At 61.0% G+C, this 13,002-nt stretch carries 11 protein-coding genes and 1 pseudogene; 5 read left to right on the plus strand and 7 right to left on the minus strand.

Annotated elements, in window-relative coordinates; genetic code table 11:
- Positions 1–26 precede the first annotated feature (26 nt).
- From C487_RS09815 to C487_RS19545, 5 genes are all read right to left on the minus strand, one after another.
- On the minus strand, positions 27–929 hold the full coding sequence (locus C487_RS09815) for a hypothetical protein (RefSeq protein WP_241431079.1): 903 nt from the start codon (positions 927–929) through the stop codon (positions 27–29).
- Between the two features lie 387 nt (positions 930–1,316).
- The gene (locus tag C487_RS09820) at positions 1,317–1,904 is read right to left on the minus strand and encodes a helix-turn-helix domain-containing protein (RefSeq protein WP_006185590.1); all 588 of its coding nucleotides are present in this window, start codon (positions 1,902–1,904) and stop codon (positions 1,317–1,319) included.
- 87 nt (positions 1,905–1,991) lie between these two features.
- The gene (locus tag C487_RS09825) at positions 1,992–2,675 is read right to left on the minus strand and encodes an HAD-IIB family hydrolase (protein WP_006185591.1); all 684 of its coding nucleotides are present in this window, start codon (positions 2,673–2,675) and stop codon (positions 1,992–1,994) included.
- A 131-nt stretch (positions 2,676–2,806) separates the two neighbouring features.
- Positions 2,807–3,193 carry a hotdog family protein gene (locus C487_RS09830; protein WP_006185592.1) on the minus strand — a complete coding sequence of 129 codons (387 nt, stop codon included), beginning with the start codon at positions 3,191–3,193 and terminating at the stop codon, positions 2,807–2,809.
- A gap of 378 nt (positions 3,194–3,571) precedes the next feature.
- The gene (locus C487_RS19545; RefSeq protein WP_138653329.1) at positions 3,572–3,805 is read right to left on the minus strand and encodes a hypothetical protein; all 234 of its coding nucleotides are present in this window, start codon (positions 3,803–3,805) and stop codon (positions 3,572–3,574) included.
- Between the two features lie 86 nt (positions 3,806–3,891).
- On the opposite strand from C487_RS19545, the pseudogene C487_RS19550 reads away from it, so the two are divergent.
- The 4 genes and pseudogenes from C487_RS19550 to C487_RS09850 all read left to right on the plus strand — a co-directional run bounded on the left by C487_RS19550 (position 3,892) and on the right by C487_RS09850 (position 8,787).
- Positions 3,892–4,485 (plus strand): annotated as a pseudogene (locus C487_RS19550) (IS6 family transposase).
- 464 nt (positions 4,486–4,949) lie between these two features.
- Entirely contained in the window at positions 4,950–5,717 is a 768-nt protein-coding gene (locus tag C487_RS09840) for an IclR family transcriptional regulator (RefSeq protein ID WP_006185595.1), read from the plus strand.
- A 181-nt stretch (positions 5,718–5,898) separates the two neighbouring features.
- A complete protein-coding gene (locus tag C487_RS09845; RefSeq protein ID WP_175417007.1) occupies positions 5,899–7,668 on the plus strand; it encodes a Na+/H+ antiporter NhaC family protein in 1,770 nt (589 codons plus the stop codon).
- A 120-nt stretch (positions 7,669–7,788) separates the two neighbouring features.
- On the plus strand, positions 7,789–8,787 hold the full coding sequence (locus C487_RS09850; RefSeq protein WP_006185597.1) for an asparaginase: 999 nt from the start codon (positions 7,789–7,791) through the stop codon (positions 8,785–8,787).
- A gap of 586 nt (positions 8,788–9,373) precedes the next feature.
- On the opposite strand, the gene C487_RS09855 is transcribed toward C487_RS09850, so the two are convergent.
- On the minus strand, positions 9,374–10,756 hold the full coding sequence (locus tag C487_RS09855; protein ID WP_006185598.1) for an FAD-dependent oxidoreductase: 1,383 nt from the start codon (positions 10,754–10,756) through the stop codon (positions 9,374–9,376).
- Between the two features lie 450 nt (positions 10,757–11,206).
- On the opposite strand from C487_RS09855, the gene C487_RS09860 reads away from it, so the two are divergent.
- Positions 11,207–11,830, plus strand: coding sequence for a class I SAM-dependent methyltransferase (locus C487_RS09860; protein ID WP_006185599.1), 624 nt, complete (start codon positions 11,207–11,209; stop codon positions 11,828–11,830).
- 52 nt (positions 11,831–11,882) lie between these two features.
- Here the strand turns inward: C487_RS09860 and C487_RS09865 are convergent, their stop codons facing one another.
- Complete coding sequence (locus C487_RS09865; protein WP_006185600.1) at positions 11,883–12,587, minus strand: hypothetical protein; 705 nt, start codon at positions 12,585–12,587, stop codon at positions 11,883–11,885.
- Positions 12,588–13,002 lie beyond the last annotated feature (415 nt).

The raw sequence follows: 13,002 nt of genomic DNA on the forward strand, positions 1-13,002 counted from the left end.
GGTGTCGTCGGTCGAAGCGACCGCTCTCAGGGCTCGTAGTGTTGGCGGTGCACGATCCGCTCGTCGTCTCCGTCGATCGCGGTCACGACGATCTGGTCGCCGTCCGGGTTCAGTTCGACGGTGCCGCTTGCGCCCGCCCAGGTCGACGAGAGGTCACCGTTTTCGTCGTTGTAGAACTCGATCTCCGTGCCGGCAATCGTCGATTCGATGCGAACGGTATCGGCGTCGACACCCGGCGAGTCAGTGAGGTGGACCCGTGCCCACTCCGTCTCTTCGCCGAGGTTGTCCTGATCGAACTCCCAGTCGATCCCCGCGACGACATCGTTCTCCGCGTCCTCGATGGGCTCTTCGAACGCCTCCGTCGGGTCCTCCGGCGTCTCGTCTTCGGTCCCGATCAGGAATACCTTCCACGCCTCGTCTTCCGTGACGAACACCCACACATCGAGTTCTTCGGCCGCGAGGTCGTTGGACGCAACCTCGACGATCGCGATATCGTTCGATCCGACCGCCGTCGCGAGTTCGTCGTCCTCGAACCAGAAGTCGGCGGTCGCCAGGTCGGAGACGTCCTCGACGGCGGCGGTTTCGATCACGCGTTCGATCTCGTAGCCGTCGATGTCATCGTAGGCGTCGCCCTGGAACTCCCAGCCCGTGTCTTCCCAGCCCGCCGGATGAAGCGGACTCGAGCCGTGGGTGAGCGTCGCGATCGTCTCGGTGTCTTCGGCGGCGGCCGCATCGAGATAGTCGTCGATGAGCGGCCGCAGTTCATCCTCAAGCGCCGTCGATTCGTCGCCGTCCGTGCCGCCGTCGGCGCTCGTCGACTCGCCGTCGCCGCTGCTCGAGTCGTCGGCGGTAAGCGTCTCACCCAGGCAGCCGGCAGTGGTCAGCACTGTCATACCCGCAACGCCCTGGAGGACGCGCCGCCGGCTCACGGCGGTGGTCGTCGTCGATGATTCGCTCTCGCATTGTCGGGGGGACCGATTTCGGAGTCCGAACATTGCAATCGTCTCAAACGATCACGGATAGGTAAACCCGGGCACGAATTTCGCGGCCACGAACCGCCCATTAGCAGCCGTGAAACGGCTAGTCAGGCGTTCGAGCCGAATCACCCCTCGACCGGAAGCGTCGCCGCTGTGAGGGTGCAGTTCGGACCGAAACGGGACCGCTGACTGCCGGGATAGCGATGGGTCTGGCGGGTGTGGGCCGTCCGCCGAATGGACCGGATCGAAGCGGATACCGATCGCGCTCGAGGCGCGAGCGGCGGGTGTGGACCCGGTCCCGTGTCCCGATCGATATCGCCGGTCGGTCAGTTCGTCGATTCAGTCGCGCGAGAGCGCGTTCGGCGGGACGTTCCGCGACCGCAGCCAGCGTGCCCCCCGTTCGGTGAGCAACAACAGGAGACTGATCCCGAACAGGTCGAATGCCGTCCCCCAAAGGACGATATCGCTCTCCGTGCCGATGTCCGCGCCGACGACGGTCAGTCCGCCGCCGAGCGCGAACGCCACGAGGGTCAGCTGAAACCCGGCAAGGACGAGTGTTCGGATGCCGGCCGTATCCCGCATCGTGAGAAAATCCCGCGTGGAGAGCCGATCCAGCGGGGAGTCGGTCACGAGCGCCCGTTTCCCCTCCGGCGACAGGGGCCAATCCGATGCCGGGTAATCGATGTAGTACAGCGTCACCGACTCCGGATACGTCTCGGTGGCGACGACATCGATCTCCTGGAGTTCGTGGAGGCGGTTTCGAACGGTCGCCTTGCTGATGTCTGGCTTGACGAGCGCTTGCAACTGTCGAATCGAGAAGAACGGCCGCTCGGACTCGAACATCGTCTCGACGACGTGCCGTTGGGTCAGGGTATTGTCGAGGTTCCGGTCGATCCGCTCATCGATCCAGTTCGGAAGGGCAGACACGGTAGTTCGGACTGTCGCCAGGAGAGACATAAAAGTAGGAGCGGGTTTCGCGGCCGTGAATCGGCTATTCGAGGCCCCGAAACCGCGTCACGTCGTGCCACGAACCCGCTCGAGGACGGCGAGCGTCCCCTCGGCGTGGACGTCGTCAAGCACCTCGTCCGCGGCGGCTTTCGCCGCCTCGTCGGCGTTTGCGACGGCGAACCCGCGCCCGACGGTCTCGAAGGTCGAGACATCGTTGATCGAGTCGCCGACGGCGACGCAGTCCGCGGGGTCGATGCCGACGTGATCGGCGATCCGGACGACTCCCTCGCCTTTGTTCGGGTCGGTGTCCTTGACGTGGTAGGCGTAGCCGGTGTCGATCACTTCGAGGCCGTGTTCCGCGGCGATCTCGCGTAAGGGCTCGAGCGGTTGTTCCAGGCTGACCGCGATCTCGGTCTCGCGCCAGCGGTTGACGGTGTCCGCCGCGCCCCAGCCGAGGTCGTAGCCGGCGGCCCGGTAGTCCTCGACGACCGCTCGAGCGGCCTCCCGATCTGCGGTGAAGTGGACATCGTCGCCGGTATAGACGACGCCGCCGTTCTCGGCGACGACGAGTTCCGGAATCCCGACGAAGTGACAGAGGGCGGTGGGATAGGGAAAGGCCTTCCCGGTGGCGATCACGATCGGTGCGTCCCACTCGTACAGCGGCTCGAACACGCGGGGGTCGATCCCCCAGCCTTCCGGGCGGGTCAGCGTGCCGTCGATATCGAGGACGAGCGGCGGCTCGGCGGTCATAGTTATCACTCGAGGGCTGGGCGACCTAAAGGGGTCGGGTCCGACCGATCGAGAGCGACGGCACGACGGGTCGGCTCCTCGACCGCCCTCGTCGCGAATCAGCCTGTGAGACGCGGGCGACCGCCCCGCCGTCAGGAGTCCTTCTGGATGACTCCCTCGGTCACTGCGGTCAAGACGACCTGCTCGGCCGCGTTCTCACAAACCACGTCCGACGTGAACTCGTAGCGGTCGTCCCGTTCGACGACCGTGTCGTACGTCGATCGACAGGTGATCGGCTCGCCGGTGTAGACCGGCCGATGGAAATCAATCTCCATCGTGCTGGCCAGTACTTCGCTATCGCTTCCCAGTTTCGTCGGTAGGGTCGCCGTCAGCAATCCCTGCACCATCACCCGTCCGTCCGCATCCGGCGCAGTGTGTCGAGGCTGGTCGTCACCCGTGAGCGCTGCGAACTGCTGGACATCGTCGACCGTGAACGTTCGCTCGTACGTTCGCGTCTCGCCTTCGATTGGCTTCGCCATCTGTTTCTGCCCCGTAACTGACACGCCGGAATAATAAGCATGTGCTTTGCGTTCAATGCACAACTATCGATGTTTCTCGGCACTCTGAATAGCCGGCCACACGCCGCCCAAACTCATCACTGATGAACCGATCCGAACTTGGGTCCAGTTTGGTACTCCTGCCTCGTCGATGGGAGACCGGAGAGCGGCGTCGAGAGAGCGGCGTACTGCTCATTGCGACCGGTGAAGAGACGAGCGACGGCGATGGAAACGCACAACGCCGGATTGTCGGGCTTACAGGCTCAAGGACGACGGTCCCACTCGGACCGGGTACCCGTGACGGCGGGACTCGATCATACGAACCGGATACCGTCGTCGGGGATGGCGAGCGGACAGTCGTCACCCGTCGGTTTCTCGCGTCGGAGTGCCGTCAGTACGGTCGACGAGAATGAGCCCGCAGGCGTCGGCGAGGCGTTCGATGCGCGCCCGCAAGAGAGCCCGGCCGGCGTCAGTTGGTGTATACTCGACCCGGCCGTCGCCCCGCCGCTCCCCGCGCTCGAGGCACGCGATCCCCTCGAGACAGTCCCGCTGGAGGGCTGTGAGCGGCGGCCACCTCCGCCCACCATCGGTCACGAGTCGCTTTGATCCTGGTTCGGCTACTCGAGCGGGTGCTGTTTCGTTAAGCGTGAACAGTGAGTCGGTACGATTTCATGGTGTCCATGCCAAAAATCGGCCGCCTCAGCGGGTGTAGCGACTGGATCGATTTGAGTGTTGTGGAGCGAGAGCGGACACCGCGTCAGCCAATGGAGCTCGGTATTCGACTTCACCTTGCTGAACTGTCGCTTTCAAATACCGTTCGAGAATTCGAGAAGTTCGGTGTCAAGCGATCGCGAAAGCAACTGACGCGACTCCGAATCACGTTGCGCTCGGCGAGACCGTGATTCAAATCGATGATCACCGGTATTGGCTGTACGCTGCAGTCGATCCTGAAACAAACAGAATTCTCCATACGGCTGTTCTCGACGGCTGCAACCGCATTGACTGAACGGTTTCTGCAAGAACTCATGGAGAAACACGATGTCGAAGATACCGTGTTTCTCGTTGATGGCGCACAGCATCTCCGGACAGTACTCCATCGACACGGACCCCAATTTCGATACGAAAAACACGGAAATCGGAAGGTTGTTGAACCTATCTTTAAAGATATAGAACGCCGTACCACTTCGTTCTCAAACTGTTTCAGTCATGCTAAACCATCAACCGCAGAATCGTGGCTCCAAGCCTTCGCCGTCTGGCAGAACGCTACAAATTAAACACGACCGACAGCGTTTCAGAACACCAGCTTACGGAGCTCCTGATCACGAAAGTGCCGGTGAGAGAACGATCGTCGGAGCATGGAAGGCGTGTTCTACGCACTGTGGAACTCCTTTTCTGACGGAGTAATCTGGTGTGAAAGCCCTGTCGGCTCTCGGAAGTATTACATCCGTAGTATTGTAACCAGTGGCAGGTACCGAACCCCAGAGACACTGTCGGGACCTGCCGCTGCCCCGTCTCGACGCGGCCGCGTCGGATGCCGGGTCCCGACCGCCATATCGTTCGAGGCAGTAGCTATGAATTCTATATCCAGTAGAACGTACCGCGTCCGTCGCAACTGAGGCTGGACGCTGTAACGCCGGAACAGGCCCTCATCGGCGACTGACCGATGGCTCGAGGTCAGCACGACTGCCATGATTCCATAATACGTGGATTTATGCACATCGATGATAACGACTTGCCAATGCCCGACGAGAGTCAGTTGCTGACGACGACCGACACGTCGTTAGCGGTTATCGAAACCATCCGCGAATTGGACGGTGCGACGCCGGCAGCGCTTGCGGCGTCACTCGATCTATCCGAAAGCGCCGTCTACAAACACCTGTTTACGCTCACGAAGCACGGCTACGTCGTTTCCAGCGGCGACGAGTATCAGCTCGGGGCCCGGTTCTACCATCTCGGAATGTACGTCCGGAACCGCAGCAAGGTCTACGAACTGGCCGGGCAGTACGTCATCGAACTCGCGGACCGATCGAACGAGGAATCCGACTTCGGGATCGAGGAAAACGGTCGCATCGTGACGCTGTTCGACTCCGTCGGGAGTTCGGCGAACCCGAGTTCGCGACTGAACAACTACGAGTACATGCACACCACGGCGATCGGCAAGTCGATACTCGCACGCTTGCCCGCGTCCCGCATCGACCGAATCGTCGATCGGTGGGGGCTCCCGCAGATCACCGAGCAAAGCATTACGTCTCGAGGCGAACTCGACGACGAACTGGCCCGGGTTCGAGAACGCGGCTACGCGGTCAACGATCAGGAATCGATCCACGGGAAACGCGTTGCCGGCTCCCTCGCCGAGGACCCGTCCGGAACCGTCATCGGCGGATTTACCGTCTCCGGTCCCGCCTACAGGATCGAAGACACCGATCTCCACCAGGAGTTCCCCGACATCCTCCACCGGGTCGTTCCCGAGTTCGAGGCGGCACTCGAGTCACAAGGTCTCGTCTGACCGGGGTTCGGGCGAGCGAACGGTTCCGTTCCCTATGGCGGCAGAATACACTACTCCTCCGTGGCCTGCGACCATCTAGTTGAACATCACGCAGAAAAGCTTCAGTCACACATCCATACGGACGCTTTTGTCGCCATCACCCAAAAGATTGAAATAGGGCCTACATCACGTTAGCAAGTGTATGTCATACGAATCGTTACCGTTCGCAGCGCTGTCATTAGCACCGCCGATAATCGCGATCGTGCTCGCGATGTATACGCGGCAGGTGCTCGTGTCGCTGTTCGCCGGCGTCTGGATCGGGGCATTAATGATCGCCGACTGGAACCCGATCGCGGCAACGGCGCTATCGATGGATTGGATCGTCGAAGTCGTTCGGTCGCCGTTCGACACGAAGTTCCTCGTGCTGATCATGTTCATGGGCGCAGGTGCCGCGTTCATCTACAAATCCGGCGGCATTCTGGCGCTGCAGAACTGGATCGGGGGGCGGGTCAATACGGCCCGCGATTCACAGATCCTGACGTGGCTCATCGGGATCTTCATCTTTTTCGATTCCTACACGAGTACCATCGTGACGGGGAACGCAACCCGTGAACTTTCCGAGAGTAACCACACGTCTCGGGAGATGCACGCGTACGTACTGGACTCGACGACGTCGCCCGTCACGACGTTCGGACCGGTGTCGAACTGGATCGGATACCAGGTATCGATGATCATCGTCGGGTTCGAAGCTGCGCGGTTCACGGCCGAGGAAGTCGGTATTACCGCGTTCGGGCTTTTCTTGCAGAGTATCCCGTGGAACATCTACTGTTTTCTGGCCTTCTTCATGGTCGGGTTCATCTCGATCACGCAGCGGTTCTACGGACCGATGCTCAATGCCGAATGGCGGTCGCGAAAGGAGAAGAAAACCCTTCGGGACGACGCGACGCCGCTGTCCGACATCTCGACGGATATCGGCGAGCCAAGCGAACGAAACCCGTCGCTGTTCAATTTCTTCGCCCCGATTCTAACGTTGCTGGTCGTCGGTATCGTCTCCCTGTGGTGGCTCGGCGGCGGTCATCAGCCGGGCGTCGACATTGCGACCGCGTTTCAGGAAACCGACGTTGCGCTCGGGCTCCTGTACGGTTCGTTCGCCTTCATGGCCGTCGGAATGCTCGGTTCCCTCGGCTTCGGGACGATGGATATCGAGGAGGCGAGTGACACCGTGGTCAACGGCTTCAAAACGATGATGATCGCGACCGCGATCATCATTCTCGCCTGGAGTATCGGGCACGCCGCCGAACAGGTCGGAACCGCCGAGTACATCGTCGACATGATGGTCGGCAGCGGTATTCCCGGGTCGTTCCTGCCCCTTCTCATCTTCCTCGCCGCGATGTTCATCGCGTTCACGACGGGAACCTCCTGGGGGACGATGGCGATCCTGACGCCGCTCGCGATTCCACTCGGGTACGAACTCGTCGGCCTCTCGATCCTGCCGGTTCTCGTGGGCGTCCTGTTCGGCGGTGCGATCTGGGGCGACCACGTCTCGCCGATCAGCGACACCACGGTCATGTCTTCGATCTTCGCCGGGTCGGACCACATCGACCACGTGCGGACGCAGATCCCGTTCGCGATGACCGCGGCCGGCGTCACCGTTCTGGTGTTGCTCCTGTACGCGGTTGGCATCACCTCTGCGATGATCCTGCTCCCGTTATCGGTCGTACTCACCGCGGTCGCCGTCGTCGTCTTGAACAAGTTCGATGCTCGTCGCAAGAACCTCCCGGAAGTCATGCCGACCGCCGACGCCATCGACAACGGGGAGATCGACACCGACGCGCTCGAGAACGGAACCAGATCCGACGGGGCGCGCGTAAACGGCCAGTACGACCTCCTCACGTCGATCCCCCTCGCGGCGGTCGGGATCGTCATCGTCTATCTCTGCCTCGTCTTCGCGTTCGTCACCTTCGGGCTCTAATCGGTCGTCGAATCCGGTTTTGGGCCATCGGACGGCGGCGCGTCTCGGCCGTGCTCTCCCTTCGTGGCGGGGTATGGCTAATCATAATCGGTATACGTATCCTGTCTATCAGTACCGGGTATGCGATCCGTACACGTCGTCGCGACTGGAGGGACAATCGCAAGCACCTCGACCGGAGCGGGTGCCGTGCCGACCGAGTCGGTACAGGAATTGGCCGATGCCTATTCGGGCGTTTTCGATCGCGTCGACGTGCAATTGGACCAACTCGCGCAGCTCCCGAGTTCCGAGCTAGCCACCGACGACCTCGAGGCACTCGGCGATCGGATTCGAGCCGCCGCAGCCGACGTGGACGGCGTCGTCGTGTTTCACGGGACGGACACGATCGAAGAAACAGCCTACTATCTCGATCTCGTGCTCGACGTGGACGTGCCCGTGGTTCTGACTGGGGCACAACGAACCCACGACGAGATCAGTCCCGACGGCCCGGCGAACGTACGTGGGGCGCTGGATGCGGCGGCCCACGACCACGTTCAGGACGGCGTCTACGTCTTGTTCAACGAGCAACTGCACGCCGCGCGAGCCGTGACGAAACGGCACAGTAGCAATCTCGATGCCTACGATTCCGGGGACTACGGGCTCGTCGCCGAACGGACACCCGAGGGGTTCTGGTTCTACCGGCAGCCGGAGAGCCTCTCGGCAACGATCCCGGCCCGGACGATAACCGCGACCGTCGAGTTAGTGACGACATCGACGGACACCGATGGAAGCGCGATCCGACACGCCGTCGACCGCGGCGTTGACGGTCTCGTCGTCGATGCGCTCGGACTCGGAAACGTTCCCACCGACGTGGCATCCGCTATCGAGTCCGCGATCGACAACGATGTCGTCGTCGTCGTCACGACCCGGTGTCGTGATGGGGTCGTATCCCCCGTGTACGGCTCCGACGGCGGAGCCAAGACCCTCGAGGACGCCGGGGTCGTGTTCGGATCGGACCTCCCCGCTCACAAAGCTCGCATCAAACTCCTCGTGGCGCTGTCGGCACGTGGTGACATCGATGACGTGCGAGCCCTGTTCGGGTCCAATCAGCACGACAGCTACGGATACGTCGGCGAACAGTGAGCCGTAAGCAGACGGAGGCCGGCCTCGAGGACCGTGCGAGACCGACCAGCGAAACGGGCGAGATCACGAAACCGAGGATGTCGAACTGGCGTCCCGGATCGCAGCGAGAACACGCGGCGACGGCCACTGGTGGAGCGGTCACTGTCCCCTCTGTGTCCCAATATGGGGACGGTACGGACCGAGTAGAAATTCATCTATACCACAATCATGAAAACTCCACAGTAAATGTTATTTGACCCTTATCAGGGCTAAAACACGCGTAAATCGGCCTTCTGATACCACAGGAAATAATCTAGAATGAAAACACGGATAAGTCATTCCTGTGTCCCATAGCCATATCTTTTTGCTAGAAGGACAGCGTCAGTAGTGATAAATACAACTCAACTGTGGGAAATTACAGTAATTGAATTTCGTCACTGGCGATTATATTGTTCTAAGAAGACAATACTGGTGTATGAGAAGCGCCATAGGACGCGGACGCGGCGTCACGATGGGTTCAGCAAGAAGTCGACCGGGGTTCGCTGCAGGGCACGTTCTGTCCCGACACGAGACGAACGGCCGAACGGAACTGCCGTCGTCCGACTGCTCAGTCGTCCGCGCTGGGTTTGACCGCTTTCGGCCCGTCGGAATCGCCGGCACGCGGGAAGTTGTCGATCGTCGCCGATCGGAACGCCTCCTCGTCGAACTCGTACTCGCCGTCGAGGAACTCGAGCAACGTGTGCGTGTCGCGCATGGCGTTCTTGAGACACGTCGAGGCACCCGGAGACGGCGTGATGTTGAAGATGACGTCGTCGCCGACGATCTTGGCTTCGCCCATGTCCAGGGACTTGTTCTTGGTGTCGACGATCTGCGGTCGGACGCCGCCGTACCCCTTCGCGCGTTCGATGTCCTCGAGTTCGACGCTCGGGACGACCTTCTGGACGTGGGGCAGGAACTGTTTCCGGCCGACGTTCGGGAGATCGTAGACGAGGTTTCGAAGCACGTACGGCAGGAGGATGCGGTCGGAGAGGATGTTGGCGTAACTGAGGAACGCCGCCGCGTTCAGCCCGAAGACGTCGAGGAAGTCCTTCACGGTCGAGATGCGGCCGCGCTCGAGCGTCGGGACGAGTTTCGCGGTCGGCCCGAAGCGCGTAATACTGCCGTCGTGGACGTCCGCATCGCCGTGGACGGCGGCGAAAGGCAGTTTCTTCATCTGGAGGGTGTAGACTTTGCCGTTCAGGAGGTCATCCGCGAGGAAGAAGCTCCCTGCGATGGGGAGCAGGACCTTGTCCTGGCCGTAGCCGAGTTCCTTGGCCATCTGGAGGCTGTGCGAGCCGGCGGCGACGACGGTCGCGTCACAGTCGAAGCGGCCGTCGGTCGTTGCGATCGTGTAGCCGTCGAGCGTCGGCGTGATGTCCTCGACTGCCGTTCCGGTGAAGACGTCGACGTTCGCCTCGGCGTTCGCCTCCTCGACGAACGATTTCGTCGTCTCGCCGTAGTCGACGACGTAGCCGTCCGGCGTCTGGAGTGCGAGCATATCCGTCGAGGGATCGCGGCCCTCGACGACTTTCGGCTCGAGTTCGCCGATCTCCTCGCGGTCGATCGGCCGGAGTTTCGGGTAGAGGTCGCCGAAGCCCTCCTCCTCGTAGCGCTCCTCGAGCTCTGCGACCTCCTCGTCGCCGACCCCGAGCACCATCTTGCTGCGTTTCGAATGCATCTCCCGGTCGGGGTCCTGATTCTCCAGATAGCCGGCGAGGAGTTCCGCTCCCTCCTTGACCTCCTCGGCCTTCTCGAGCGTGTAGTTGGTCTCGATGTCCCCGAAGTGGAGGGTCTGTGAGTTGTTCGTGTGGTGGGAGTTGATCGCTGCGATCTCGGATTCCTTCTCGATCAGGGCGATCGAATCGATATCAGTGAACTTCGCGGTCGTGTACAGAAGCGACGCACCACTGATACCGCCGCCGACGATTACTAAGTCGTATTTACCAGACATTATTGGATCGTGTGGGCCGGTATATCAACCGCTCGACTCCAGACCTATAACTCATATTTTTTCGATCGATATGTCGACGTTCGACGAATCCCCTATCGACGACTGTAGGCTCGTGGGTAGGTAACTCTATACAATAAACGATTTACTATTGATATCACGACCCTCCGCACTTGTCTCGGCTCTTTGGGATTCGACAGTACCATCGTATTCCCGCTCTCGAATCCGTCTCGTGTCCCGAGTGCTGCGTCGTCTTCGGGCCGATCGGTTTCGACATTCGACGTATCGAGGGGCGCGTTCGGCTCGAGCCGGAGAGGCAAAACCCCTTTGCAAACTGTGATCTCTCGGTGGCCCCCCTCTGCAACAAAAATAAACACTATCCGAGTTGTACGGTGGACCGGACGCTGCGGGTGGAGTCGACTAGTCTTTAGGTGCGCACCGTGAATACCGCACGTGAATTCTAACGAGGTCCGTCGCCAATGGGCAGAGCGGACCGGTGCGTACTCACCGGAATATTACGCCCACTATGGCCCCGACAAGCGCAGCGAGGCGGTCCGCAGTCGACTCGAGCGGTTCGTCGACCGAGACGCGGCCGTGCTCGAACTCGGCTGTAGTTCGGGCCGCCACCTCGCACACCTCCACGATCACGGCTTCGAGGACCTGCACGGGATCGATGTCAACGACGACGCGTTCGACGTGATGGCGGAGACCTATCCCGACCTCGCTGCCGACGGGACGTTCCATCACGACACGATCGAAGCCGTCGTCGGCGATTTCGCGGACGAGCGGTTCGACGCCGTCTACTCCGTGGAAACGCTCCAGCACCTCCACCCCGACGCCGAGTGGGTCCTCGACGAACTGACTCGGATCACCGCCGACCTTCTCGTTACCGTCGAGAACGAGGGCGAGAGCGATCAGTCGCAGTCGGCCGAGCCGGACGTGAGCTACGTCAACGACGATTTCCCGCTGTACCACCGCAACTGGAACCGCGTGTTTACCGGGCTCGGGCTCCGCGAGGTCGACGCCGAGTCGGGAACGCGAGATACCGTCCGCGCGTTCCGCACGTCACGGGAGTAGGTCGTCCGCTGTGTCTCGCGGCCGCCGCTGGCACGAGACCGACCCGGACCGATTACTGTGCTGCCGAACTCGAGGGACGCGATTCATCCCGTCCGTCGCGGTCCGAATCGGCGTCAGTCTCGGCTGACTCGTCGTCTGTCGAGCCGTCGACTGCCTCGCTGACGGTCTTTTCGACTTCCTCACTGACGGTATCGCTGACGGTTTCCTCGACCTCCTTACTGACCGTGTCGGTAACGGTTTCTTCAACCGTCTTGGTCACGTCCTCGCTGACCGTCTCCCCGACCCGTTCAGCTACCTCATCGACCTCTTTGCTGACCGTGTCGCTGACGGTCTCTTCGACTTCCTTGCTCACTGTATCGCTAACCGTCTCCTCGACTTCTTTACTGACCGTATCGCTAACCGTTTCTTCGACTTCCTTGCTAACCGTGTCGCTGACCGTTTCTCCAACCTCCTTACTGACCGTATCGCTGACGGTTTCTTCGACTTCCTTGCTCACTGTATCGCTGACGGTTTCTTCGACTTCCTTACTCACTGTATCGCTAACCGTCTCCTCGACGCGTTCGGCGACCTCGGTCGTCATCCAATCGGGGTCGAACCGGGCCATCTTCCACGCGACGTGGATAACGTAGGAAGCCAACACGCCGAGCCCGAACGCGATGCCGATTCCGGTCCCCACCGCAACGATGAGCGCGACCGCAGCGAAGATCATAATCCCGTAGGCGAGATCGACCACAAAGTCGACGCGAGTCGGGTTCATCGAGCGGGCCTCTCGAGCAAACGAGCATCCTCCGTTTTCGAGTGCATGACCGGCTAGAAGGCTCCCATCGGAAAATACCCATCTACTCGAGTCCGTGCTCGTCGACAGCTACTCAGTTTTGTTGGCCTCATCGCTGGATTCGGAGCGATATTCGCAGCCACCATGTGACCGTACGTACCGATCGCCAATATCCTCCTCTCGGCCACTGGATTGACCCGGATCAAAACCGGTTCGGTCGGAGTCGGTCCCATGATCCGCGACGGAGCCGAGGAATGGTACGTCCCAGCGGACGACCTCTCACGACGTACCGATGATGGAGCGGTTGTAACATGGCGACTGTTTATCGAGAACTAATGGCCTCGGCACTCATAGGGCTCGTCAGCGCCGGATGCCGAGTCCGACTCGGAGCGGGTGC

This window comes from Natrinema pallidum DSM 3751 (assembly GCF_000337615.1).
Lineage (GTDB): Archaea > Halobacteriota > Halobacteria > Halobacteriales > Natrialbaceae > Natrinema > Natrinema pallidum.

What these genes read in the sequence shown, in the direction of transcription:
- C487_RS09845 (WP_175417007.1), top strand. Translation starts at nt 5,899, where the DNA reads ATGTCATACGAATCGTTACCGTTCGCAGCGCTGTCATTAGCACCGCCG.
- C487_RS09855 (WP_006185598.1), bottom strand. Translation starts at nt 10,756, where the DNA reads ATGTCTGGTAAATACGACTTAGTAATCGTCGGCGGCGGTATCAGTGGT.
- C487_RS09865 (WP_006185600.1), bottom strand. Translation starts at nt 12,587, where the DNA reads ATGAACCCGACTCGCGTCGACTTTGTGGTCGATCTCGCCTACGGGATT.
- C487_RS09830 (WP_006185592.1), bottom strand. Translation starts at nt 3,193, where the DNA reads ATGGCGAAGCCAATCGAAGGCGAGACGCGAACGTACGAGCGAACGTTC.
- C487_RS09825 (WP_006185591.1), bottom strand. Translation starts at nt 2,675, where the DNA reads ATGACCGCCGAGCCGCCGCTCGTCCTCGATATCGACGGCACGCTGACC.
- C487_RS09850 (WP_006185597.1), top strand. Translation starts at nt 7,789, where the DNA reads ATGCGATCCGTACACGTCGTCGCGACTGGAGGGACAATCGCAAGCACC.
- C487_RS09840 (WP_006185595.1), top strand. Translation starts at nt 4,950, where the DNA reads ATGCCCGACGAGAGTCAGTTGCTGACGACGACCGACACGTCGTTAGCG.